The organism is Nesterenkonia sp. PF2B19, assembly GCF_001758425.2.
In the GTDB taxonomy this organism is placed as follows: Bacteria; Actinomycetota; Actinomycetes; order Actinomycetales; family Micrococcaceae; genus Nesterenkonia; species Nesterenkonia aethiopica.
Genome location: NZ_MDSS02000005.1, coordinates 84,009 through 107,278 on the forward strand (window position 1 = coordinate 84,009; position 23,270 = coordinate 107,278).

Here is a 23,270-nt window from a genome sequence, read left to right on the forward strand (position 1 = left end):
CAGCGCCGACGCCTGTGAATCACCCGACGTCGCGCGCCAGGACCACCTCGACCGAATCGGCCTTCTCCTGCAGCGCCGGAACATCCTGCAGGCAGGCCTGCACGCTGGCCAGCGCCAGGCGGGCATCAACGGCGTCCACACCCGGCTCCAGCACCACACCGATGCTCAGCTCGGGTCCGCTGCCGCCGCCGGCCACGGGCGCTCCGGAGGCCGTCGCGGTGGCCACACCTTTCCCCGGCGCCACGACCAGCCGCACCACGCCCAGGCACTGGTCCACCACGTCCTGCAAGGCATCAGCCACCTGCGGGTCGCGGTAGGACGGCGTCCACAGCCGGCCCTGAGCCAAGGCCGCCACGGCCGGGCTGCGCACCACGAAGGTGAGCTCCGCCCCTGGATCCAGAACGACGAGCTCGGCTCCCTCAGCCAGCGCGGCCAGCATGACGCGCTCCGCTTCGGCGGCCACCGGGCGCGCTTCGGCGTGCCAGGCGGTCATCGACTCCACTGAGCTGAACACCGGCATGGTGGGACGCCCCGACGCCGAGGTGATCGTGACCAGGGCGATGTCCGCCTCCTTGTCCCCGGCCGGTCCGCCCGAGGGGGCATGACCGTGCTCGGCCACGGTGGCGATCACCGGTACGAAGAGGCGCTGACCCTGCAGGGACTCGACGAAGCCTGCCTCATCGAGGTCTCCGGCCAGCAGACGGTCCTGGGCCTCCTGGATCTGCGGGGCGATCAGCCCGTCGTCTCCGTCGAAGGTGTGCAGCGGGTTTCCCCCGCCGGAGAGGTCCCGCCCCTCCCAGGGGACGCCCGCCGAGTCCGCGGCTCGTCCGTCCGCCGAGCGGGCCTGCCGCTGCAGCAGGTTCGCGATGTGGGCCGGAAGCTCCCGACGGTCGGCGGCATCTGCGCCGTGGTGGTCGCCGTGGTGACTCATGCCGACGCGGCGGCCGCCTTCAGTGCCTCCGGGAAGGTGAACTTTCCGGCATAGAGGGCCTTGCCCATGATGGCACCCTCCACGCCGTGGGAGACCATCTGCGCCAGGGCGGAGACGTCCTCCAGCGACGAGATCCCGCCGGAGGCCACCACGGGCTTGGCGGTGCGGCGGCAGACCTCGGCCAGCAGCGCGGTGTTCGGTCCACGGAGGGTCCCGTCCTTGGTCACGTCGGTGACCACGTAGCGCGGACACCCGGCATCCTCCAGTCGTTCCAGGACCTCCCAGAGGTTGCCGCCCTCCTTGGTCCAGCCGCGGGCCGCGAGCGTCTCCCCCCGGACGTCGAGCCCCACCGCGATGGCCTCTCCGTGGCGTTCGATCGCCCGGGCGGTCCACTCCGGATCCTCCAGTGCGGCGGTGCCCAGGTTCACGCGGGTCGCCCCGAACTCCAGAGCGCGGTCGAGAGACTCATCGTCCCGAATACCGCCGGAGAGCTCGATCTTGATGTCCAGCTCGCGGACCACTCGGGCCAGGACCTCGCGGTTGTGGCCGCGACCGAAGGCGGCGTCGAGGTCCACCAGGTGGATCCACTCGGCGCCGTCCTGCTGCCAGGTCAGCGCCGCGTCCAGCGGGTCGCCGTAGCTGGTCTCGGAGCCGGCCTCGCCCTGCACCAGACGAACGGCCTGACCGTCGGCGACGTCGACGGCGGGCAGCAGCTCCAGGGCGGGCACGGTGGCGTTCTCGGGGGCGTTCTCAGCCATGGGGTCGGGTCTCTCTTCCTGGGACAGGGTCGGGTCGGTGGTCAGCGGATCGGGGCCATGGCGGCCGGCCCGGGCTCTCAGAGGCTGTCGATCCAGTTCTTCAGCAGCTGCATGCCGGCGTCGCCGGACTTCTCCGGGTGGAACTGCGTGGCCGACAGGGGGCCGTTCTCCACCGCGGCGATGAAGTCCGCGCCGTGGTGGGACCAGGTCACCTTCGGCGCAGCCATCGATTCGACGGTCTGGTCGAAGTCCCAGGACTGCACCGCGTAGGAGTGCACGAAGTAGAACCGCTCATCCTCGATGCCGTCGAACAGCACGGTGCCCTCGGGGGCCCGGACCGTGTTCCACCCCATGTGCGGCACCACGACGTCGTCCGGCAGAGCGGTCACCTCACCAGGCCACTCCCCCATGCCGTCGGCCGCGATGCCGTGCTCCACTCCACGTTCGAAGAGGATCTGGTGCCCCACGCAGATGCCCAGCACGGGTCGGCCTCCGGCGATGCGGCGTCCGATCCAGCGTGGCCCGTCGATCGCCGTCAGCGCGTCCATCACAGCGGCGAAGGCTCCGACCCCGGGAACCACCAGGCCGGCGGCCTCCTGGATCCGGACCGTCTCGCGGGTCAGAGTCACCTGGCACCGGCACGCTCCAGGGCACGGACGGCCGAGTGGACGTTGCCGGAGCCGTAGTCAAGGACGACGACGTCGGGCTTGGCCATCAGAGCGCTCCCTTCGTGGAGGGGATGCCCTCCACCCGCGGGTCCGATTCGACGGCGGCGCGCAGCGCACGGGCGAAGGCTTTGAACTGGGCCTCGACGATGTGGTGCGGGTCGCGGCCCGCCAACACACGCATGTGCAGGCAGATGCCGGCGTGATAGGTGATGGCCTCGAAGGCGTGGCGCGTCATGGAGCCGGTGAAGTGACCGCCGATCAGGTGATACTGCTGCCCCTCCGGCTCGCCGGAGTGCACGAGGTAGGGACGTCCGGAGACGTCGACGACGGCGTGCGCCAGGGCCTCGTCGAGCGGGACGGTCGCCTCTCCGAAACGGCGGATGCCGGCCTTGTCACCCAGCGCGGTACGCAGCACCTCGCCGAGGACGATCGAGGTGTCCTCCACCGTGTGATGCACATCGATGTGGGTGTCCCCGGTCGACTCGACCGTCAGATCGATCAGCGAATGCTTCGCCAGAGCGGTGAGCATGTGGTCGAAGAACGGCACCGTGGTGGAGATCTCCGAGGTGCCTGTTCCATCGAGGTCCATGCGCACGCGCACGCTGGACTCGGAAGTGACTCGTTCCATCTGGGCCGCGCGGCCCGAGATCAGTTCTGCTCCCATGGCTCCTGCTCGTGGGTACGGGGTGAAGGGTCTGATGACGCCGTGGACCAGTCTACGCACCGGCCTTCACGGCGTTCAGCGGCCTCGGGCGGAGTCTCAGCGGCCGAGATGCCGAGCCAGGGACTCCAGGAAGGCGGTGGTCTCCTCCTCGGTGCCCGCGGTGACCCGCAGGTGGCCGGGGATGCCGACATCGCGGATGAGGATGCCGTCGTCCAGCAGATGCTGCCACGCGGCCTTCTCGTCCTCGAGCCCGCCGAAGAACACGAAGTTCGCGTCTGACGGGGCGGGGCTGAGCCCGTACCGCGTCAACGTGTCGACGATGCGGTCACGCTGAGTCTTGATCCGCTCCACATTGGCCATCAGCGCCTCGCTGTGATCCAGGGCCGCCTCGGCCGCGGCCTGGGTGATCGCCGACAGGTGGTAGGGCAGGCGCACCAGCCGCAGCGCGTCGGTGACCTCCTCGGCCGCGGCCAGGTAACCCAGCCTCCCGCCGGCCAGGGCGAAGGCCTTGGACATGGTGCGGGAGACGATGAGCCGTTCACGCCCGGGCAGGAGCTCCAGCGCGGACGGAGTGCCGCTCTGCCGGAACTCACCGTAGGCCTCGTCGACGACCACCATGGTGCCACCCTCGACGGCGGCATCGTAGGCCGCCTCGACGACGTCGAGCCCCAGCGCCGTGCCCGTGGGATTGTTCGGCGAGCAGAGGATGACCACGTCAGGCCGGTGCTCTCGGATCTGCCGGGCCACGTCCTCGGCGCCCTGGGTGAAGTCCTCGCCCCGGGTCCCTGCGATGTACCGGCTATAGGTGCCTCGCGCATAGAGGGGGTACATCGAATAGGTGGGAGGGAAGGCCATCACGGAGCGACCCGGACCGGCGAAGGCCTGCAGGATGTGCTGCATGATCTCATTGGAGCCGTTGGCCGCCCAGATGTGCTCGGCGGTCAGCCCATGGGCCAGGTACTCGGCGAGCTTCTCCCGCAGACGGGTGAACTCCCGATCCGGGTATCGATTCAGCGTCTGAGCCGCATGCCTGACTTCCTTGGTGATGGCGTCCACGACATCAGCGGGGACGTCATAGGTGGTCTCGTTGACGTTGAGCATGGCCCACACCGGCAGCTGCGGCGCGCCGTAGGGCTCCTGGCCGCGCAGCTCCTCGCGGAGCGGCAGGCGCGCCAGGCGCTCTGATCTGCTGAGGCCGGCCGTCGACGTGGATCCGCCGACGCCGTTCTGGGGAGGAATCACGCGTCCATCCTACTCATCGGAGCCGTGGCGCTGCGGCGCCGTCACGGCGCTCCCGTCCCACCGCGTCATCTCTGTCCTGCTCCGACCCGCACTGTCCTGCTCCGACCTGCTCCGTCCCGCTCGGCTCTGATCGCCCACGGAGCCGCGAGTGATCTCCGCCGGAGCAGAACGCGTCCACCGGGCGCGACCTCAGTCCGCCACCGGAACGTACAGCGTCTGCCCGGGATGGATCTCGGAGCTGGTCAGATCATTGAGCTCAGCGATCTGCGTGATCAGCACCTGGGTGTCCTCCCCGGTACCCAGGCCCGAGGCCACGCTCCAGAGGGTGTCCCCGGGTGCCACCGTGACTTCGACAGCGGCGACTCCCGGCGCCCCATGGCTGGTGGCCTGCGCCATGTTGACGAAGCTGCCCACCAAGAGCGCCACGCCCACCAAGGCGGCGACGAGCAGCGTCAGCGCGGGAACCCCGAGGATCACCAGGCGGCCCCGCCGGGTGAGGTTGAGACGTCCTGGTGCACCGGCGGAAGAGGCGACGTAGGCCTGTCCGGCCGCGGAGGTGGTGAAGGAGGTGTGCGAGTGACGCATGGGGAAGGACCTCTCTCGTGCGGGATCTCGTCTCGGCATGGATTCGAAGATGTGTTCTATTTCTAGCACAGATGTTCGACCGGGCACCAGACATGCGTTCGAATATGCTGGTCTCGGCCGTCCGGATCCCGTAGCCTGAGACACATGTTCGAACCGAGTTTCGGATGCGATGTTCGACCGGATGTCCATGCAGGAGATTCCACCAGGACCCTCTGACATGACGAGCGGACGACGGGACCAGACCCTGCGGAGAGAGGCGTGAGAGATGGCCGTGGACAAGCGACCAGCCGAGGATTCCCAGCCGACGGAGACACCGGGGGACGCCGCGCCCCGGCTCACCGACCGGCAGCGCGGCATCGTCGACGTCATCCAGGAGGCCCTCGCAGAGCGTGGATACCCCCCGTCGATGCGTGAGATCGGCGACGCCTGCGGGCTCGCCTCGCTGTCCTCTGTGACGCATCAGCTCGCCCGCCTGCAGCAGATGGGCTACCTGCGTCGGGTGCCCGGCAAGCCGCGCGCCATGGAAGTCATCCGTGATTCCTCAGGCGGCCTCATCGCTGCGGACGTCCCGGACGAGCCGGCGTTCCCTCCCCCGAGCTCTTCCCCGGCACGTCAGGCCTCCGATGACGGTGCGGTCGTCGATCTCGACGCCTACCGCGAGCAGACGGACAGCCGGACGACCGACATTCCGGTGGTCGGTCGCATCGCTGCAGGTGGTCCCATCCTGGCCGAGCAGCAGGTCGAGGACGTCATGCCGCTGCCTCGCCAGCTCACCGGCGAAGGTGAGCTGTTCATGCTCCAGGTACGCGGCGACTCGATGATCGAGGCCGGCATCTTCGAGGACGACTGGGTGGTGGTGCGTCGCCAGCACACGGCCGAGAACGGAGACATCGTCGCCGCCCTGCTCGATGATGAGGCGACCGTGAAGACTCTCCGGCGGCGCGACGGGCATCAGTGGCTGCTCCCGCAGAACCGCAGCTATGAGCCGATCCTCGGGGATCAGGCCACCATCATGGGCAAGGTCGTCACCGTACTGCGGAGCCTCTGAGCCACGCAGCCTCGAGACCAGGCACCCTCACGGCCCCCAGCGCCGCCCGGAGACCATCCGGCAGGCCCGCACAGAAGGAGGGGCGCCGACCGCACGGTCGGCGCCCCTCCTTCTGTGCCCTTCTGCGCACGAGGACGCCAGTCAGGCGCTCGGATCGAGCCCCTGGCCGGCGAGCCGCCGCAGTGCCCCTCGCGCGACGTCTCCGTCGACAGTGGGCCAGAACTCCGGCATGGACTTCTTCAGGAAGCCGCCGTACCGTGCGGTGGCCAGGCGAGAGTCCAGGATCGCCAGCACGCCCCGGTCCTCGGCGCTGCGGATCAGTCGCCCAGCCCCCTGAGCCAGCCGGGTGGCGGCGTGCGTGGCCGCGACCTGCATGAAGCCGTTTCCACCGTTGCGCGCCACTTCCTGGGTGCGGGCGCTCATCAGCGGATCGTCGGGTCGGGGGAACGGGATGCGGTCGATCGCCACCAGTCGGCACGATCGGCCCGGGACGTCCACCCCCTGCCAGAGGCTCATCGTCCCGAACAGACAGGACTCTTCGTCCTCGGCGAACTGGCGGACCAGGGCCGACATGGTGGCGTCACCCTGACACAGAATCGGCACCTCCAGGCGTTCCCGCAGCTCCTCGGCGGCCTCTTCAGCGGCGCGGCGCGAGGAGAACAGGGCCAGCGTCGCGCCCCGTGACGCCTCGATGAGCCCGGCGAGCTCGTCCCGCTGCCGATCAGCGGTCTTCAAGGACGGCGCGGGGAGGTCCTTGGCCACATAGAGCACGCCCTGCTTCGGGTAGTCGAAAGGGCTGCCGACGTCGATGGCGTCCCAGGCGGGGGCATTCTCCCCGCCCAGCCCGAGTGACCCCGCCACCGGGTCGAAGCTGTCGCCGATGGTCAGCGTGGCGGAGGTGAGCACCACCGTGCGCTCTCCGAAGAGGCCCTCCCGCAGGCGACCCGCCACCGACGTCGGTGCGACGTTCAGGATCGGCGGCTCCGTGATGTCTGCCTCGCGGTATCCCACGCCCGGGCTGAAGCTGCCCGGGCGGGTCAGCCAGATGACGTCCGGCGTCTCCCGGGAGTTCAGCATGCGCTCAGCGGTCTCCTGCACCGCCTGGACCCGTGCCCGTGCGGTGGAGCGTCCGGTGTCGGCCTCGGCCTCGCCGGACGGCTTGCTGTCAGACAGCGCGGTGCGGGCGGCGTTGCGGGTGATCTCCAACGCCTGGCTCTGCTGGGCGTCCAGGCCGCGTGCCAGCAGCCCCGACTCCTTGCCGTGGAAGGCAGCGTCGACGGCGATGGCCGCCGCCTGCAGGTCCTCGCCGCTGAGCGCGGTGTGACGCCGCAGCGTGGCCGCGGCCGTCTGGATCATCTGGACGGAGAGCTGTGCTGTGACCGCCGAGGTGACGCGATCAGCCAGCTCATGGGCCTCATCGATGATCACCGCGTCGTGCTCGGGCAGCACCTGCAGCCCCTCGAAGGCGTCGATGGCCAGCATGGCGTGGTTGGTGACCACGATGTCGGCCTCCTGAGCCTGCTCCCGCGCAAGCTCGGAGAAGCACTCAGCCGCCATGGGGCACTTCCGCGGACCGATGCAGTCGACGGCATTGACGGAGACCTGACGCCACGCCTTGTCCGAGACGCCCTCAGGCAGGTCATCTCGGTCTCCCGTGGAGGTCTCTTCGGCCCATTCGCGCAGCCGCACGATCTCACGCCCCAGCCGTGAACCCGGTTCCGGCACGGAGTCCACGGCAGGCTCGTCGCCGAAGGAGAAGAGCGCCTGCTCGTCGTCCTGGTCGGGGAACCCGCCGTCCAGCTTGTGCCGGCACAGGTAGTTCGCCCGTCCCTTGACCAGGGCGATGGAGACCTCCTCCTCCAGCTCCTCCCCCAGATGGTCCAACAGTCGGGGCAGATCACGGCCCATGATCTGTGCCTGCAGCGCCAACGTCGCGGTGGAGATCAGCACCGGACGGTCCGCCTCCAACGCGTGCACCACAGCGGGCACCAGGTAGGCCAGCGACTTGCCGGTCCCGGTGCCCGCCTGCACGAGCAGGTGACGACGCCGGCGCAGGGCGTGGCTCACGTGCCGCGCCATGTCCATCTGCCCTTCGCGGTGCACGCCGCCCATCGCGGAGACCACATGATCCAGCAGCTCCGTGGAGCGCAGGTGCCCGGTGGACTGTGTCGTCGGCGCCTCCGGACTCACGCGGCGCCCGGCTCGTCGGTCGCCGCGGAGGCACCGCCGATGACATGCTCCTGCAGCTCCGCGGCGAGGCTCGGGCGCACCTTCACGCTCATGCGCGTGCCCTCAGCCAGGTACTCGGTGCTCAGAATCTCCGCATCCGCCTCATGCAGTCGAGAGACCACGTCTCCTGCTGCATACGGCACCAGCAGCTCCAGGGACACGTCCGGCCGCGGGATCGACTCACTGATCAGCTGCCGCAGCTCATCGATGCCCTGACCCGTGTGGGCCGAGACCAGCACGGTCCGCGGCTCGCGCCGTCGGATGCGGTCGACGACGACGTCGTCAGCCATGTCTGCCTTGTTCAGCACGATGATCTCGGGGACCTCGTGGGCGTCCACCTCGGCAAGCACGGTGCGCACCGCGCTGATCTGGCTCTCCGGCTCAGGATGCGAGGCATCGACCACGTGGAGGATCAGGTCGGCGTCGGCGACCTCCTCCAGCGTGGAGCGAAACGCCTCCACCAGCTGAGTGGGCAGCTGACGCACGAACCCGACCGTGTCCGAGAGCGTGTAGCCGATGCCGTCCGGCGTCACGGCCTTGCGGGTGGTGGGGTCCAGGGTGGCGAACAGGGCGTTCTCCACCATCACGCCGGCATCGGTGAGCCGGTTCAGCAGGGACGACTTGCCGGCGTTGGTGTAGCCGGCGATCGCCACCGACGGCACGGCATGCCGCTTCCGATTGGCGCGCTTCGCCTCACGGGCCGGCTTCATGCCAGCGATCTGTTTGCGCAGCTTGGCCATGCGCGTGTTGATGCGGCGCCGGTCCAGCTCGATCTTGGTCTCACCGGGTCCGCGAGAGCCCATGCCGGCCCCGGCGCCGCCGACCTGACCACCGGCCTGCCGGGACATCGACTCGCCCCAGCCGCGGAGACGCGGCAGGAGGTATTCCAGCTGGGCGAGCTCCACCTGCGCCTTGCCCTCCCGAGACTCGGCATGCTGGGCGAAGATGTCCAGGATCAGGCCGGTGCGGTCGATGACCTTGACCTTGACGATGTCCTCGAGGCCACGACGCTGCGAGGGGGCGAGCTCGGAGTCGACGACGACGGTGTCCGCGCCCAGTTCGGCGACGGCCTGACGGATCTCCTCTGCCTTGCCGGAGCCGAAGAATGTCCCCGGGTCCGGGGTGGAGCGGCGCTGGACGAAGCCGTCCAGGACGGTGGAACCGGCGGTCTCCGCCAGTGCGGCGAGCTCCCGCAGCGAGTGTTCCGCCTCGGCGATGGGGCCCTCAGTCCACAGTCCTGCCAGCACGACGCGTTCGAGGCGCAGCTGGCGATACTCGACCTCAGTGACGTCTTCGAGCTCCGTCGAGAGACCCTCGACGCGGCGCAGCGACCGGCGCTCGAGCAGGTCGAACTGGTCGCCGTCGGCCTCGGTGTGCTCGGTCCTCAGATCGGAGAGCTCACGGGCCTGTTCCTCCAGCACGGAGCGGCGGCGCCGCTCCGCATCCTGGTCCTCGCGTCGATGCCCAGGGTCGGCGACGAAGCGGGTCCGCCCCGAGCGGGCGACCGTCTCGGCGCGTGCCTGGTCGGCGGCCAGGATCCGTTCGATGGTGGCGTCCACGGATGCCTGGTCCCCGCTCTCGGCCGCCGAGCCGGAGCCCGCCTGGTCCTGGGGCTGCAGGTCCTCGTCGCCCGTGCTGGGTGTGATGCTGTCATGGTGCGTGTTCGTCATAGTCTCCTCAAGGGGATCGCCGGTCAGCGGCGGATCCCGCGATGCCGGATCTCGGCTCCGGCGCACCCTCGTCAGAGGGTCCTTCCATCCTACGGCGCGGCCGTGCAGGGGCACTAGCGACCAGTGCCATCTGTGGACGACGAGGCCCTGGTCGCTTCGCAGGGCAGCCGTCGTCGTGGAGGCGTCTCAGTGGAAGGGTCGCCCGGACCGGGCCGCCCGGCGGGTTCGCCTGCGGCGGGCCGACCACGGGGACGGCTGGTGGGGCGCGGATTCGAGAGGTGGTGGTCCCGGGCCGTCGCGACGGAGCTCGCCGAGGGGCCGGGCGGATGATCATGCTGGCGGATGGTCGCGGGCTGGGCCGACTGTCCGCGTCAGCGCAGAGTGCCGGGTCGTCCGCGTGCTCGACCGTGGGCGGCCAGGCCGCCTCTCACGGGAGCATCAGAGGTAGATAATCCACATGGTGCTCCATTCTACGGGTTCTGACGGTGGACAGCGAATCCTGGACCGTGCAGGAGATAGCATCGACGGGTGAGCTCACAGCACTACTTCTCCTCCACACCCTCGGGCCCCCTGAAGCGGCGCGAGATCGACGTCGATCTGGCAGGCCGTGCCGTCTCGGTGGTCACCGCCGGCGGCATCTTCTCTCCCGAGGGCATCGACAAGGGCACCGCCGTACTGCTCAAGCACGTCCCGGACCCTGCTCCCGCAGGGCATCTGCTGGACATCGGCTGCGGGTGGGGGCCGATCGCCCTGACGATGGCGCTCCGCTCGCCGGAGGCGGCCGTCTGGGCTGTGGACGTCAACGAGCGGGCCCGTGAGCTGTGCGCGGAGAACGCGCGGCGGCTCGGGCTGGACAACGTGGAGGTCCTCTCCCCTGACCAGGTGCCCGCGGGCGTCCGGTTCGACACCATCTGGTCCAATCCCCCGATCAGGGTGGGCAAGGCCGTGCTGCACGAACTGCTGGAGCTGTGGCTTCCCCGGCTGGCCGATGATGCCGAAGCCTGGCTGGTCGTGCAGAAGAACCTCGGCGCCGATTCGCTGCTGACCTGGATCCGTTCGATGCTGGCCGCCGTGGGCGACGACTTCGACGCGGACCGGCCAGAGACGGACAAGGGGTTCCGCCTCCTGCGGGTGACGCGAACCGGCGGCTGAGCCTTCCCGTGAGCGCTCATCCTTCTCGCTCCCCCGCGTCCCGAGTCCGCACGATCAGATGATGGTGCCGCGGTAGACGTTCTCTGCCGGGCCCGAGAGCTCCACGTCCTCCGCCCCGTCGGCACGGGAGAGGAAGCGCACACGCAGCTGCCCTCCGGGGACCTGGACGGTCCAGGTGTCGACGCCGTCCTCGGCCGCCCAGACCCGCACGGCGGCGGCCGCCGCACATGCACCGGTGCCGCAGGACAGCGTCTCTCCCACGCCGCGCTCGTGGACGCGCAGGCGGACCTGTCCCTCGCCGTCGACGACGAGAGGATCGGCCGGCACTACGAACTCCACATTGGTCCCGTCCGGCGGCACCGGGTCCACCTGGGGCGCCTGGTTCAGGTCCAGGTCCTCGAGCGCCTGCTCCGCGGACAGTGCGACGACCGTGTGCGGGTTGCCCATCGAGATGCTCAGCGCGGGCCGCGGGTCGGTGAGCCCCTGGGCGATGACCAACGAGTCGGAGGCGTTGGAGCTGGCGAGTTCGGGATCCAGGAAAGACCAGATGCCCATCCGATGGCATAGCCCTCCGGGACACGTCGTACGGTCCGCGCTCCGGCCCGCGTCACCACCGGCAGCTGCTCCTCCTCCTCGAGCTGGACGAGGTCCTCGGAGACCAGGAAATGAGCGAACGCCCGCACACCGTTGCCGCACATCTCGGCCACTGTGCCGTCGGCATTCCAGTAGTCCATGAACCACAGGTCCTCGCCGCCATGCGCCGAGAGGTCTTCATCAGCGGCAGCGATGTCGCGCGCCTCCGCGACGTGCCGGACCGGGACGGCGCGGATGAGCCCGTCGCCGCCGACGCCCAGGTGCCGGTCGCACAGGGCCTTCACCACCTCGGGTGTGATGTGCCGCGTGCCGTCGGGGTCCGCGAACATCACGAAGTCGTTGCCTGTGGCGTGGGCCTTGGTGAAGGGGGCGCCACGCAGCGCGTCGAGGGCGGAGAGGTGGTGGGCCACAGGGGCTGCCTTCCTGAAGGGGTGGGGGGGGGGGTGAGATGCGGCGGGTGCGCTGCAGGCTGCAACTGCGCTGCAGGCTACAACGTCAGGAGGACTCCGGTCCTTCCCGCAGCGCGGGCTCAGCCTGGTCGGCGAGGGATCCGGCGACGTCGTCGGCCTCCAGGTCCACGGGAAGCCAGCGGATCCGTGGATCGGCGCGGAACCAGGTGTCCTGACGTTTGGCGAAACGACGGGTGGCCACGGTGGTGTCCTCCACCGCCTCCTCCTGGCTGATCCTGCCGTCGAGCACGTCGAGGAACTGCTGGTAGCCGATGGCCCGCGAGGCGGTGCGGCCCTCGCGGAGGCCTCGATCCTCCAGCGCCCGGACCTCCTCGAGGAGACCGTGGGCGGCCATCTCCTCGACGCGGGCGGCGATTCGGGACTGCAAGGTCTCCCGGGGAAGGCTGAGGCCCAGCTGGACCACCGGCTCCACCGTGGGCTCGTGGATCCGTCGCGGCATGAAGGAGGAGAAGGTCCGCCCGGTGATGGAGACGACCTCCAACGCGCGCACCAGCCGACGGTCGTCCTTGATGACGGCGGCCGACTCCGGGTCTGCCCGGCGCAGCTCCTCCCGCAGCGCGCCCGCACCCTCGTCCTCCAGCCATTGGGTGAGCCGGCTGCGCACTCCCGGCTCGGTGGGCGGAAACTCGATGGCGTCGACGACGGCGCGCACGTAGAGCCCGGAGCCCCCGACGAGGATGGGTGTGCGGCCGTGCGACCGGATCTCACGGACCAGTTCCCGCGCCCGGTCCCGATAGACGGCCACGGAGGCCTCCTCGGTGACGTCGAGGACGTCGAGCAGGTGGTGGGGGACTCCGCGCCGCTGGTCCGCCGTCACCTTGGCGGTGCCGATGTCCATGCCGCGGTAGAGCTGCATCGAGTCGGCGTTGATGACCTCACCGTCGAGCCGACGGGCGAGCTCCACGCCGAGGGCGGACTTCCCGGTGGCGGTCGCCCCAACGACAGCGATCAACGGCGGACGGGAGGAACTCGCCACCGGCTCAGCCGTCCGAGCGCAGCGTCGGCATGCCCAGGGAGACAGCCCCGGGCTGGGCGCCTCCGACCTGGGTGGTGCCGACTCCGCAGGATTCTGCCTGCGCACGATCCCACGCGTCGCCGGCCCGGGACCGGCGCAGATGGTACTCCTGGGCGGAGGCGGGATCGGCGAGCAGGTGGTGGGATCCGGCGTCGGTGATCGTCACGGAGACGAAGTCCCCTGGGCGGGGCGACTCGGCACCTGCGGGGACCGAGAAGTGCACCAGCCGGTTGTCCGCTGCGCGGCCCGAGAGGCGGCCGGTCTCCGACCCCTTGGTCCCGGCGTCGGCGGTGACCAGCAGCTCCTGCGTGGTGCCGATCTGGCGCTGGTTCTCCTCCGCGGTGATCCGATTCTGCAGCTCCACGAGTCGCTCGAAGCGTTCCTGGACGACCGCCTTGGGGATCTGGTCCTCCATGGTCGCCGCCGGCGTGCCCGGCCGCGGCGAGTACTGGAAGGTGAACGCCGAGGAGAAGCGAGAGGCCTCGACCACCCGCAGCGTGTCCTCGAAGTCCTTCTCGGTCTCCCCGGGGAAGCCCACGATGATGTCGGTGGTGACCGAGGCATGGGGCATGCGCTCCCGCACCTTGTCGAGGATGCCCAGGAACTTCGTCGAGCGGTAGGACCGTCGCATGGCCTTCAGCACGGTGTCGGAACCGGACTGCAGGGGCATGTGGAGCTGCGGCATCACATTGGGAGTCTCGGCCATGGCTCGATGACGTCGTCGGTGAAGGAGGCCGGGTGCGGGCTGGTGAACCGGACCCGCTCCAGGCCGTCGATGTCACCGCAGGCACGCAGAAGCTTCGCAAAGGCCCCACGGTCTCCGAACTCGACTCCGTAGGTGTTGACGTTCTGCCCCAGCAGGGTGACCTCCACAGCGCCGTCGGCGACGAGCGCCTGGACTTCAGCGAGGATGTCTCCCGGGCGCCGGTCACGTTCCTTCCCCCGCAGCGAGGGAACGATGCAGAACGTGCACGTGTTGTTGCATCCCACGGAGATCGACACCCAGCCGGAGTAGACGGCGTCCCTCTTGGTGGGCAACGTGGAGGGGAAGGTCTCCAACGACTCGAGGATCTCGATCTCGGCGTCCTGATTGTGGCGCGAACGCTCCAGCAGAGTGGGCAGCGAGCCGATGTTGTGGGTGCCGAAGACGACGTCCACCCAGGGCGCCTTCTCCAACACCGTGTTCTGGTCCTTCTGCGCCAGACAGCCGCCGACGGCGATCTGCATGCCCGCGTGCTCCCGCTTGGTGCCGCGCAGCATGCCGAGGTGTCCATAGAGTTTGTTGTCCGCGTTCTCCCGCACGGCACAGGTGTTGAAGACCACCAGATCCGGGGTGGCGTCCTCTTCCGCCGCCACGTAGCCGGCATCCTCCAGCAGCCCGGAGATGCGCTCAGAGTCATGGACGTTCATCTGGCAGCCGAACGTGCGGACCTCATAGGTGCGGCTCTGGGATGCCAGGTCCAGGCCCGCATCCACAGCAGAAGCCGTTGCGGAGCCTCGTGCCGGGTGGGCGGGGTCGGTGCGGTCCAACGTCGTCTCGGTCATGGTCACGCTCGCAGATCTCACGGGGGCGGTCTCGGACTCGGGCGCGGTCTTGAGCCGCGGTGCCGGTCAATTCTACGCGTCCAGGCAATCTGCTGCGGCCAGACGTCGGTGCTGCGGCTCAGCCACTGCCCCTCGAGACACGAGCGCCGCCTTCAGGACATCCCCTCGGCAGTGTGCTCCTCCAGTGCCTCACGCACCAGCTGGAAGGCCGCCCCGGGGCTGTGTCCTCGGCGAGCCAGCATCGAGACGAGGCGACGAGTCTGACGGTCCCGCTCCTTCCGGGCGGCGGCGTCATGGCCGGCAGGCAGAGCGACCCCGCGCAGCCTCTTGCCGATCAGCTCCCGGGCCATCGCATCCTCGTCCGCGACACTGAGCTGCTCGAGGGCCTCCTCGGCGAGTGCCTCCGCGATGCCGCGATCCTTCAGCTCACGCCGCAGGGCGGCACGCCCGAGGCCGCGCGTCTCATGCCTGGTCCGCACCCACATGCGTGCGAATGCGGCGTCGTCGATGAGCTGGACCTCCTCGAGACGGTCCAGGACCGCCCCGATGACGCTCTCGGAGAATCCCTTCTCTCGCAGAGTCTCCGAGAGCTGGTGGCGGCTCTTGGCCGAGCCGGTGAGCTTGCGCAGCACCACAGCGCGTGCCCGCTCGTGGTCATCGTCTCTGGGACCATCGCCGCCGATCGCGACTACGGGCTCTGCTGACGGGGTTGTCTCTGCTGACGGAGTTGTCTCCGCCGGTGGGGATGACGCTGCCGGCGGGGTCGGCTCCGCCGTACCCGCCTGAGCCGAACCCGCCTGATCGGGCCATCGCGGCGCGACGGGAGCATCGGAGGACACGTCCGCGGACGAGACGGGGGCGTCGCCAGGCCCCTCCTGAAAGAGGGTCGAGGTCGTCTCCCCCGTCTCGAGGCGCGTCAGCTCCTTCCGCAGTGACGCGATGGTGTCCTCACGGGAGGCACGGGTCGGGTCCGGGCTCGCAGGGTGTGGGCTGACAGGGTCCGGGCTGGCGTTCATCGGCCAGGATCAGGCGGGACCGTCGACGGCCTTCAGGGCCGGCCCGTCCTCGTCGGCGTCCGGGGCGATGATGCCGAGCTTCTGCTTGATGCGTCGCTCGATCTCATCGGCAAGATCCGGATTGTCCTTGAGGAACTGCCGCGCCTTCTCCTTGCCCTGACCGAGCTGGTCGCCGTCGTAGGTGAACCAGGCTCCGGACTTCTTGACCAGTCCGTTCTCCACACCGACGTCGATCAGGCCTCCTTCGCGAGAGATCCCCTCGCCGTAGAGGATGTCGAACTCGGCCTGCTTGAAGGGCGGGGCCATCTTGTTCTTCACGATCTTGGCGCGCGTCCGGTTGCCCACCGCATTGGTGCCCTCCTTGAGGGTCTCGATGCGGCGCACGTCCACCCGGACCGAGGCGTAGAACTTCAGCGCCTTGCCTCCTGAGGTGGTCTCCGGGGAGCCGAAGAAGACTCCGACCTTCTCACGCAGCTGGTTGATGAAGATCGCGGTAGTCTTCGTCTGGGCCAGGCGTCCGGTGATCTTGCGCAGCGCCTGCGACATCAGACGGGCCTGGAGCCCGACGTGGCTGTCCCCCATCTCACCCTCGATCTCAGCGCGCGGCACCAGCGCCGCCACCGAGTCGATGACGACGATGTCCAGGGACCCGGAGGAGACCAGCATGTCCATGATCTCCAGCGCCTGCTCGCCGGTGTCCGGCTGGGAGACCAGCAGCGCGTCCGTGTCCACTCCGAGCTTGGCCGCGTAGGTCGGGTCCAGCGCATGCTCCGCGTCGATGAACGCCGCGATGCCGCCGTTCTTCTGCGCATTGGCCACCGCGTGGAGTGCGACCGTGGTCTTTCCGGAGGATTCCGGACCGTAGATCTCCACGACACGACCGCGAGGGAAGCCCCCGATGCCGAGCGCGGCATCCATCGAGATGGAGGAGGTGGAGATGGTCTCGATCGGCGCCCGGGTCTCGTCCCCCAGGCGCATCACCGAGCCCTTGCCGTACTGCTTGTCGATCTGGGCCAGGGCGGCTTCGAGAGCCTTCTCCCGGTCGGGGCTGACTGCCATGGTTCACCTCTGTGACGTCGTCTGTGCTGATGGACTCGCACCTGTGCGGTGCTGACTTCTCTGACACTACGCACCACCTCTGACACATCCGAGACGGTCAAGCCATCCTGTGGACGGCCGGGCGTGGCGCTCGTCGTCTGCAGCACCTTCTGTGGAGAACACTACCGCACTGCATCGAACACAGCTTCGAACCCGGCGCGCGTGTCGGTCCTCGCTGTGAGCTCGTCCGGAGGCCGCCGCGCGGTCACCCTCGGGACCGCTCCACGCTCAGCGCTTGGGCGGAAGGTCCCGGCCCAGGCGCCGTGAGGCGGGCACGTCCTGCTGATCGCAGACCGCCTCCCACACGTCACGCGGGCTGACGCCGGCGTCGAGGGCCTGCAGCGCCGTCTTCTGATAGTCGCTGAGCACCAGCGAACCGGCCAGCACATGGGCATAGCCGGAGCCGAACTCCTCCTCCATGAGGAACCAGAATCTGCTCAGCCGCATGGGCGCGTCCTCTCCGTCGGCACAGTGGCCGGCCAGGTCATGTCATGTCGAACGGGCGTCACCCGTCTCCAGCCCGGCAGCCGCGGGGCCGTGGCTCGGCACAGCACAGCCCCGCACAGCACAGCCCCGCACAGTGCAATCCGGAACAGCGCGATCCGGAACAGTGCAGTCGGGATCAGTGCAGTCCGGATCCGATCAGTCCGGGGAGGCGGGAGACGCGACGTCGTCGCCCTCCGACTCCTCAGCACTGGCGGCGGCGGATGCACCGGCACCAGTGGGATCCAGCTCCGCATAGGTGCGGTTGAGCTTGGCCACCAGGGAATACAGCGTCTCGATCTCGTCCTCGCTCCAGGACTGGAGCATCGTCAGATAACGCTCGGCGCGCTCCTGCTGGGCGGCCTCGAGGCGGCGGCGGCCCTCGGAGGTGAGCGTGATGGTCTGAGCTCGGCCGTCGGCGGGATCCGTCTCCTTGCTCACCCATCCGCGGGACACCAGCGTCGTCAGCTGGCGGGACAGCGTCGGCTTGCCGATCCCCAGATACCGTGCGATCGACGTCATCCGGGCCGGGCCCTCGTTCTGCAGAGTGGCCAGCACGGAGTAGGAGGCGGGCTCGATCTCCGGGTCGATCCGTCGGGCCAGCTGCAGGGCGTTGAACCGGCGTCGTACGAAGAGCCGGTTAAACTCCCGCTCCAGCTCTCGGACCAGGGCAGGGCGGTCGGGCGTATCCATGCGCCTCAGTCTAAGGGGTGGAGAGCCGGATCACGGACCCGGGCGCGCGAGAAGACACGAGAGGGCCGCCCCGGAGCGGGGCGGCCCTCTCGGCTGTCAGGGGAGGCTCAGCCGCAGGTGCGGGCGAACTCCTCGTGGGTGAACTCCTCGGGGATGCCGTCGGGCACCACCCCGTGACCGAACTCCCGCTGGAACTCGGTGGGCACGGTGTCCGGCACGTGCAGCCCTTCCGCGACGGCGACCCGCTCGGCCACCTGACCAAGCATCGCCGACAGCGGCACGTCCAAGGCGGCGCAGATCGACGCCAACAGCTCAGACGACGCCTCCTTCTGGCCGCGCTCGACCTCGGACAGGTAGCCCAGCGAGACCCGCGCGCCGTGCGAGACATCGCGCAGCGTGCGGCCTTCGGCCTGGCGGATGCTGCGCAGGACATCGCCGATCTCCTGACGCAGGACCACAGCCTTGGCCTCCTTGGACTCAGCGGCCGGGGCGGCGTCGACGTCCAGGTCTTTCCAACGGGTGACGCCGTTGACGGTGACTGGCTGTCTCACCATGGGCTTTCTCCTTCGTGGACTCCGATGGCCCTCACTGCGTCTGCTCCTCGGTCAGGTGCTGGACCTCACCAGGAACGGTGCGATGCAGACGCTTCACCGGACGACAACTCGGCCGAGCCCGGTTTTGTTCCCCACTCTAGCGGGGATCGCCGAATCCGGGCGGCTCGGAGAGCAGAAGCTCCTCCACCAGTTTCAGCGCCCCCTCGACGCTCGCATCCCGGATGGCCGCCCGGTCGCCGTCGAGATCGAGCAGCAGGGAGCCGGCGATCCAGGACTCCTCCACACCAGGTGCGTCGGCAGCCGAGGAGCCGCCCTCGTCGGGTTCACAGGACTCCGGAAGGCGGAGCCCGAGCCGCTCAGCGTCGCCCTTCCTGCAGGCCAGCCCCACATACACGGTGCCGACGTCCTTGCCCTCATGAGGCTCGGGCCCGGCGACGCCGGTCGTCGAGACGCCCAGCGCGGCCCCTGTGGCCCCGGCCGCACCTCGGGCCATCGCAGCGGCCACGGCAGGATCGACCGCGCCGCGCTCTTCGAGCACATCCTCGTCGACGCCGAGCAGCTGGTGCTTCACCGGATTGCAGTAGGCGACGACTCCGCCGACCAGCGCGGCGGAGGCGCCGGGCACATCGGCCAGGCGCGCCGCGAGCGACCCGGCGGTCAGCGACTCAGCGTGGCCACGGTCAGACCACGATGCGCGCAGCGCTGGATGATCTCCACCGGGTCCGTGCGCCGCTCCGCCTCTCCGGCGATCTGCCGCGCTCCACCCGAGACCCTCCGGCCGTCATCGGCCCACCGTTCATGGGCCGCGGCGGGATCCGGCCGATGCTCTCGGACCGGTGCCGGTTCCTGCGCGCGGTCCGGGCCTCGAGTCCCCGGGCCACCGGGGCCGCGCTCAGCTCCTATTGCCATGGTCACGCCTCCTGTGCGGATCAGCGGGTTTCACGGCGCAGCCTGATGGCCGAGAACACATAGTCGATGCCGGTCACCACGGTGACGACCAGCGCGGCCATCATGATCCAGAACGCGACGTCGGAGAGCCAGCCGGCGATCACCACCAGCGGCAGCAGCATCAGCTGCAGACCGGCCGACTGCAGGACCGTCTTGAGCTTCCCACCCCGGGACGCCGGCATCACACCGTAGCGGATGACCACCATGCGCAGCACGGTGACGCCCAGCTCCCGGGCCAGAATCACGATCGTCACCCACCAGGGCAGCTCACTGAGGATCGAGAGCATCACCAGCCCCGCGCCGATGAGCAGCTTGTCCGCGATCGGGTCGGCGATCTTGCCGAAGTCGGTGACCAGGTTGCGCGCCCGGGCGAGGTCGCCGTCGATCTTGTCCGTGATCATCGCGACGGCGAACACTCCGGCGGCGGCCCATCGCCACCCCCCGTTGGTGGCCTCGATCCCGCCGGCGGCACCGCCGTCGGCATCCAGCAGCAGGAACCAGACGAACAGCGGCACCAACGCGATGCGCAGCATGGTGAGCACATTGGCGATGTTCAGCAGCGGAGGCTGTGCGGCGTTCGCCGGTTCAGGGGTGGACGGGCTCACGAGGCTCCTCTTCTCGGCGGGTCAGGGCGCGGCCCGGGGCTCGGTCTGAGCAGCTCATCGACCGGTGAGCTGCCAGGCGTCCTCCGAGGCGGTGGAGTCGTGTCCGTCATGATAGTCCCTCGCCTCCGGCAGAGCAGCAGTGCGCTCGGCCAGGTCGCGAGCGATCAGGTCCGCGGAACTCATGCCGGTCATGGTCGCCACCGCCCGACGGCGGCGCCCCCTGGCCCCGTGGCTGGCGGGCCAGCACCGCGCCGAGCGCCCCCCGCCGCCGTGATGCTCCGCCTGCGGCGCGCCTCGGTGGGCCCGGTCGGGGCAGGAGCTCCCGTCGGCACACCGGAGGCGGGATCCAGATCCACCGGGGCACCCTCATAGGCGCCCGGCGCATCCTCCGAGGGTGCCGCCGTGGGCGGGTCCTCGCCGCGGATGGTGGCCAGTACGCCGGGAAGCTCCTCCGGCGAGACGAGCACGTCCCGAGCCTTCGACCCTTCGGAGGGACCGACCACCCCGCGGGACTCCATGAGGTCCATCAGGCGTCCGGCCTTGGCGAATCCGACGCGCAGCTTGCGCTGCAGCATCGAGGTGGAGCCGAACTGCGTGGTGACCACGAGCTCGGTGGCCTGCAGCAGCAGGTCGAGGTCGTCACCGATGTCGGCGTCGATCTCCCGCTTCTTGGGCTCCATCGCGGCGACCGCGTCCTCGCGGTACTGCGCCTTCAGCTGCGACTTCACATGCTCGACCACCCCATGGACCTCGGACTCGTTGACCCAGGCACCCTGCACACGCATCGGCTTGTTCATGCCCATCGGCAGGAACAGGGCGTCACCCTGGCCGAGCAGCTTCTCCGCTCCCACCGAGTCCAGCACCACGCGGGAGTCCGTGGCCGAGGAGGTGGCGAAGGCCATGCGGGACGGCACATTGGCCTTGATGAGGCCGGTCACCACGTTGACCGAAGGCCGCTGGGTGGCCAGCACCAGGTGGATGCCGGCGGCACGCGCCAGCTGGGTGATGCGCACGATCGAGTCCTCGACATCGCGCGGGGCGACCATCATCAGGTCGGCGAGCTCGTCGACGATCACCAACAGATACGGGTAGGGGCGCAGATCCCGCTTGGAGTCCGGCGGCAGCTGGATCTTCCCGTTGCGCACCGCCTTGTTGAAGTCGTCGACGTGCTTGTACCCGAAGTGGGCGAGGTCGTCGTAGCGGTTGTCCATCTCCTTGACGACCCACTGCAGGGCCTCGGCGGCCTTCTTCGGATCCGTGATGATGGGGGTGACCAGGTGCGGCACACCCTCGTAGGCGGTGAGCTCCACGCGCTTCGGGTCCACCATGACCATCCGGACCTCGTCCGGAGTGGCACGCATGAGCACGGAGGTCACCATGGAGTTCACGAACGCCGACTTTCCGGCCCCGGTGGCACCGGCGACCAGCAGGTGCGGCATCTTCGCGAGGTTGGCCACCACATAGCCGCCCTCGATGTCCTTGCCCACGCCCATGATCATGGGGTGCTCGGTCTTGCGCGCGGCGTTGGAGCGCAGGACGTCGCCGAGGGCGACGACCTCCTTGTCCTTGTTCGGGATCTCGATGCCGATCGCCGACTTGCCCGGGATGGGGCTGAGGATGCGAACCTCGTTGGAGGCCACCGCCAGGGAGATGTTCTTCTCCAGGGAGGTGACCTTCTCCACCTTGGTGCCCGGTGTCAGCTCCACCTCGTAGCGGGTCACCGTCGGTCCCCGGGAGAACCCGGTGACCTGGGCGTCCACCTTGAACTGGGAGAACGTCTGGTTCAGCGCGTCGACGATCTCGTCATTGGCGCTGGTGTGCTCCTTCGGCGGCGGACCGGACGGCAGCATGCCCTGATCGGGCAGGGTGTAGGTGACATCACCGGCGAGCTCCAGCTGCTCCGAGCGGACCGGAAGGTCACTGACCGGGGCGGGGGTCTCCGCAGGGGCGGAGGGCACGACGGCGGGCCGGGCAGTCGCGGCCGGCTGTGTCGACGGTTGGGGGTCCGGCTGGGCAGGAATCCCTTCGAATGCGCCCGCGTGAGCGCTTCCTGCGCTCCCGGCGACGACCGCGGCGCTGGTCGCGCCCGGCACTTGGCCGGACTCGGCGGCCTTCTCCCGGGCGCGCTGGATGGCCAGTTCCTGGGCTGTGGGGCGGCGCACTCCGGGTGGGACCGTCGGTGCGGAGGCCTCCGTCCCCTCCTCAAGCACGGGGCTGTCATAGGCGCCCTCGCCGGCGAGTGCGGCCTGGTCGTGGTCCGCTGAGCCGAACTCCTGCGTCGGTTCCTCCGGTTCCGCCTTGGACCCGAGGATCTTGGCGAGCAGGCCCTTCTTCCCGGGCTCCGGGCTGTCCTCGAAGACGTCCTCAGCGCCGGCGTCGGCAGGCGCGGCATGCTGAGCTCGGGACCGCCGAGGCTTCCGAGCGGGCTTCTCCGCGGCCGCGGGGGCCGCGGTGCCCTCCTCCAGCGGCTTGGTCTCCGGCAGGGGCTCGGGCTTCTCCCCCACCACATAGGCCTTCGCGACGGCGACCCGCTGGGGGATGCGTCGCAGCGGAGTGTCGGTGAGCACCAGGATGCCCGCCAGAAGTGTCAGAGACAGGATCCCCCACACGGGGTAGGACGTGATGAGGGTGGCCAGGGGCACGGTCACCAGGTATCCGATGATGCCGCCCGAGGCGAGCATGTTCTCGAAGGCGGCGTTGAGGGCCGGCATGCCGTGGGCCAGGTGCGCCAGCCCGGCAGAGGAACACAGGATCAGGGTCAGCCCGATGGCGACGCGGCTGTTGCCCTCATGCTCCTGGGGGTGACGGATGTAGCGGACCGCGGTGATGAGCAGCACCACCGGCAGCAGAGCCGAGGCCCAGCCGAAGGTGCCGGCGGTGCCGTTGTGGACGATGTCGATGGTCCAGTGGTCGTGCTGCCGCACGCCCCACCAGTCCACGACGGCCGTCACGAGGGCCAGCAGGATGAACACCAGCGCCGCGCCGTCGCGTCGGTCCTCCGGATGGATCTTCACCTGGCGCCCGATGCCGCGGATCGCCGAGCCGACCGGGGTGGCGAACGCCATCCAGAGGCCGCGCAGCGCGGAGGCCACGAGGTTGCCCCGCTCCGGGTCCTGGGCCGTGGTGCTCTTCTTCGACGTCTTCGCGCGGCTGCCAGCGCCGGTGCCGGATGTCTTCTTGCGTCCGTCCGTGCTGGCGGCGCGCGAGGGGGAAGTACGTGTCGCCATACCCGCCAACTTACCCCGGAAGCGCCGGGATCACGGTGATGGCCACACCTTTGGGCCCAGATCGGCCTGCCCCGG

At 69.5% G+C, this 23,270-nt stretch carries 20 protein-coding genes and 3 pseudogenes; 2 read left to right on the forward strand and 21 right to left on the reverse strand.

The genetic code is table 11. From position 1 onward, the window contains the following. Nucleotides 1–19 precede the first annotated feature (19 nt). From BCY76_RS02645 to BCY76_RS17925, 6 genes and pseudogenes are all read right to left on the reverse strand, one after another. On the reverse strand, nucleotides 20–931 hold the full coding sequence (locus BCY76_RS02645) for an SseB family protein (protein ID WP_070159461.1): 912 nt from the start codon (nucleotides 929–931) through the stop codon (nucleotides 20–22). Then, entirely contained in the window at nucleotides 928–1,689 is a 762-nt protein-coding gene (gene priA / locus BCY76_RS02650; RefSeq protein ID WP_070159462.1) for a bifunctional 1-(5-phosphoribosyl)-5-((5-phosphoribosylamino)methylideneamino)imidazole-4-carboxamide isomerase/phosphoribosylanthranilate isomerase PriA, read from the reverse strand. Before priA ends, BCY76_RS02645 begins: the two co-directional genes overlap by 4 nt. Before the next feature lie 77 nt (nucleotides 1,690–1,766). Next, nucleotides 1,767–2,404, reverse strand: a pseudogene (gene hisH / locus BCY76_RS02655) (imidazole glycerol phosphate synthase subunit HisH). Next, nucleotides 2,404–3,021 carry an imidazoleglycerol-phosphate dehydratase HisB gene (gene hisB / locus BCY76_RS02660; protein WP_070159463.1) on the reverse strand — a complete coding sequence of 206 codons (618 nt, stop codon included), beginning with the start codon at nucleotides 3,019–3,021 and terminating at the stop codon, nucleotides 2,404–2,406. The pseudogene hisH and the gene hisB overlap by 1 nt, the downstream one beginning before the upstream one ends. A gap of 96 nt (nucleotides 3,022–3,117) precedes the next feature. Continuing rightward, nucleotides 3,118–4,263, reverse strand: coding sequence for a histidinol-phosphate transaminase (locus BCY76_RS02665; protein WP_396954318.1), 1,146 nt, complete (start codon nucleotides 4,261–4,263; stop codon nucleotides 3,118–3,120). Nucleotides 4,264–4,452: 189 nt separating this feature from the next. Continuing rightward, nucleotides 4,453–4,848: a LysM peptidoglycan-binding domain-containing protein gene (locus tag BCY76_RS17925; protein WP_170922561.1), complete on the reverse strand. Its 396-nt coding sequence runs from the start codon at nucleotides 4,846–4,848 to the stop codon at nucleotides 4,453–4,455. A 265-nt stretch (nucleotides 4,849–5,113) separates the two neighbouring features. Between BCY76_RS17925 and lexA the strand changes: the two genes are divergently transcribed. Further along, on the forward strand, nucleotides 5,114–5,896 hold the full coding sequence (gene lexA, locus BCY76_RS02675) for a transcriptional repressor LexA (RefSeq protein ID WP_070159464.1): 783 nt from the start codon (nucleotides 5,114–5,116) through the stop codon (nucleotides 5,894–5,896). Between the two features lie 141 nt (nucleotides 5,897–6,037). Here the strand turns inward: lexA and BCY76_RS02680 are convergent, their stop codons facing one another. Both BCY76_RS02680 and hflX read right to left on the reverse strand, forming a co-directional pair. Further along, on the reverse strand, nucleotides 6,038–8,086 hold the full coding sequence (locus tag BCY76_RS02680; protein WP_070159466.1) for an ATP-dependent DNA helicase: 2,049 nt from the start codon (nucleotides 8,084–8,086) through the stop codon (nucleotides 6,038–6,040). Then, on the reverse strand, nucleotides 8,083–9,795 hold the full coding sequence (gene hflX / locus BCY76_RS02685) for a GTPase HflX (protein ID WP_083277421.1): 1,713 nt from the start codon (nucleotides 9,793–9,795) through the stop codon (nucleotides 8,083–8,085). Before hflX ends, BCY76_RS02680 begins: the two co-directional genes overlap by 4 nt. A gap of 528 nt (nucleotides 9,796–10,323) precedes the next feature. On the opposite strand from hflX, the gene BCY76_RS02690 reads away from it, so the two are divergent. After that, complete coding sequence (locus BCY76_RS02690) at nucleotides 10,324–10,947, forward strand: class I SAM-dependent methyltransferase (protein ID WP_070159468.1); 624 nt, start codon at nucleotides 10,324–10,326, stop codon at nucleotides 10,945–10,947. A gap of 54 nt (nucleotides 10,948–11,001) precedes the next feature. On the opposite strand, the pseudogene dapF reads toward BCY76_RS02690, so the two are convergent. From dapF to BCY76_RS02745, 13 genes and pseudogenes are all read right to left on the reverse strand, one after another. Then, nucleotides 11,002–11,870, reverse strand: a pseudogene (gene dapF, locus BCY76_RS02695) (diaminopimelate epimerase). A gap of 166 nt (nucleotides 11,871–12,036) precedes the next feature. Beyond that, nucleotides 12,037–12,963 (reverse strand): tRNA (adenosine(37)-N6)-dimethylallyltransferase MiaA, encoded by a 927-nt coding sequence (gene miaA, locus BCY76_RS02700; RefSeq protein WP_442935342.1) that lies wholly within the window; start codon nucleotides 12,961–12,963, stop codon nucleotides 12,037–12,039. 28 nt (nucleotides 12,964–12,991) lie between these two features. Then, a pseudogene (gene miaB / locus BCY76_RS02705) lies at nucleotides 12,992–14,571 on the reverse strand (tRNA (N6-isopentenyl adenosine(37)-C2)-methylthiotransferase MiaB). Nucleotides 14,572–14,723: 152 nt separating this feature from the next. Next, the gene (locus BCY76_RS18840; protein ID WP_237089923.1) at nucleotides 14,724–15,206 is read right to left on the reverse strand and encodes a regulatory protein RecX; all 483 of its coding nucleotides are present in this window, start codon (nucleotides 15,204–15,206) and stop codon (nucleotides 14,724–14,726) included. 390 nt (nucleotides 15,207–15,596) lie between these two features. Beyond that, entirely contained in the window at nucleotides 15,597–16,646 is a 1,050-nt protein-coding gene (gene recA, locus BCY76_RS02715) for a recombinase RecA (protein ID WP_070159473.1), read from the reverse strand. 267 nt (nucleotides 16,647–16,913) lie between these two features. Next, nucleotides 16,914–17,132 (reverse strand): DUF3046 domain-containing protein, encoded by a 219-nt coding sequence (locus BCY76_RS02720; RefSeq protein ID WP_070159475.1) that lies wholly within the window; start codon nucleotides 17,130–17,132, stop codon nucleotides 16,914–16,916. Nucleotides 17,133–17,327: 195 nt separating this feature from the next. Then, on the reverse strand, nucleotides 17,328–17,861 hold the full coding sequence (locus BCY76_RS02725) for a MarR family winged helix-turn-helix transcriptional regulator (RefSeq protein WP_070159477.1): 534 nt from the start codon (nucleotides 17,859–17,861) through the stop codon (nucleotides 17,328–17,330). Between the two features lie 107 nt (nucleotides 17,862–17,968). Further along, nucleotides 17,969–18,415, reverse strand: coding sequence for a helix-turn-helix domain-containing protein (locus BCY76_RS02730; RefSeq protein ID WP_070159479.1), 447 nt, complete (start codon nucleotides 18,413–18,415; stop codon nucleotides 17,969–17,971). A gap of 136 nt (nucleotides 18,416–18,551) precedes the next feature. Next, nucleotides 18,552–19,040 (reverse strand): CinA family protein, encoded by a 489-nt coding sequence (locus BCY76_RS02735; protein ID WP_336581781.1) that lies wholly within the window; start codon nucleotides 19,038–19,040, stop codon nucleotides 18,552–18,554. A gap of 32 nt (nucleotides 19,041–19,072) precedes the next feature. Next, the gene (locus BCY76_RS20200) at nucleotides 19,073–19,324 is read right to left on the reverse strand and encodes a hypothetical protein (RefSeq protein ID WP_336581782.1); all 252 of its coding nucleotides are present in this window, start codon (nucleotides 19,322–19,324) and stop codon (nucleotides 19,073–19,075) included. Nucleotides 19,325–19,344: 20 nt separating this feature from the next. Continuing rightward, on the reverse strand, nucleotides 19,345–19,968 hold the full coding sequence (pgsA, locus tag BCY76_RS02740; RefSeq protein ID WP_070159480.1) for a CDP-diacylglycerol--glycerol-3-phosphate 3-phosphatidyltransferase: 624 nt from the start codon (nucleotides 19,966–19,968) through the stop codon (nucleotides 19,345–19,347). A 54-nt stretch (nucleotides 19,969–20,022) separates the two neighbouring features. Next, a complete protein-coding gene (locus BCY76_RS19790; RefSeq protein WP_272896805.1) occupies nucleotides 20,023–20,151 on the reverse strand; it encodes a hypothetical protein in 129 nt (42 codons plus the stop codon). A 5-nt stretch (nucleotides 20,152–20,156) separates the two neighbouring features. After that, nucleotides 20,157–23,195, reverse strand: coding sequence for an FtsK/SpoIIIE family DNA translocase (locus tag BCY76_RS02745; protein WP_085437133.1), 3,039 nt, complete (start codon nucleotides 23,193–23,195; stop codon nucleotides 20,157–20,159). Nucleotides 23,196–23,270: the final 75 nt, after the last annotated feature.

Bases quoted from the DNA above. Each gene is read 5' to 3' on its own strand.
- BCY76_RS02645 (WP_070159461.1), bottom strand. From the start codon at position 931: ATGAGTCACCACGGCGACCACCACGGCGCAGATGCCGCCGACCGTCGG.
- priA (WP_070159462.1), bottom strand. From the start codon at position 1,689: ATGGCTGAGAACGCCCCCGAGAACGCCACCGTGCCCGCCCTGGAGCTG.
- hisB (WP_070159463.1), bottom strand. From the start codon at position 3,021: ATGGGAGCAGAACTGATCTCGGGCCGCGCGGCCCAGATGGAACGAGTC.
- BCY76_RS17925 (WP_170922561.1), bottom strand. From the start codon at position 4,848: ATGCGTCACTCGCACACCTCCTTCACCACCTCCGCGGCCGGACAGGCC.
- lexA (WP_070159464.1), top strand. From the start codon at position 5,114: ATGGCCGTGGACAAGCGACCAGCCGAGGATTCCCAGCCGACGGAGACA.
- hflX (WP_083277421.1), bottom strand. From the start codon at position 9,795: ATGACGAACACGCACCATGACAGCATCACACCCAGCACGGGCGACGAG.
- recA (WP_070159473.1), bottom strand. From the start codon at position 16,646: ATGGCAGTCAGCCCCGACCGGGAGAAGGCTCTCGAAGCCGCCCTGGCC.
- BCY76_RS02720 (WP_070159475.1), bottom strand. From the start codon at position 17,132: ATGCGGCTGAGCAGATTCTGGTTCCTCATGGAGGAGGAGTTCGGCTCC.
- BCY76_RS02725 (WP_070159477.1), bottom strand. From the start codon at position 17,861: ATGGATACGCCCGACCGCCCTGCCCTGGTCCGAGAGCTGGAGCGGGAG.
- BCY76_RS02730 (WP_070159479.1), bottom strand. From the start codon at position 18,415: ATGGTGAGACAGCCAGTCACCGTCAACGGCGTCACCCGTTGGAAAGAC.
- BCY76_RS20200 (WP_336581782.1), bottom strand. From the start codon at position 19,324: ATGGCAATAGGAGCTGAGCGCGGCCCCGGTGGCCCGGGGACTCGAGGC.
- BCY76_RS19790 (WP_272896805.1), bottom strand. From the start codon at position 20,151: ATGAGTTCCGCGGACCTGATCGCTCGCGACCTGGCCGAGCGCACTGCT.
- BCY76_RS02745 (WP_085437133.1), bottom strand. From the start codon at position 23,195: ATGGCGACACGTACTTCCCCCTCGCGCGCCGCCAGCACGGACGGACGC.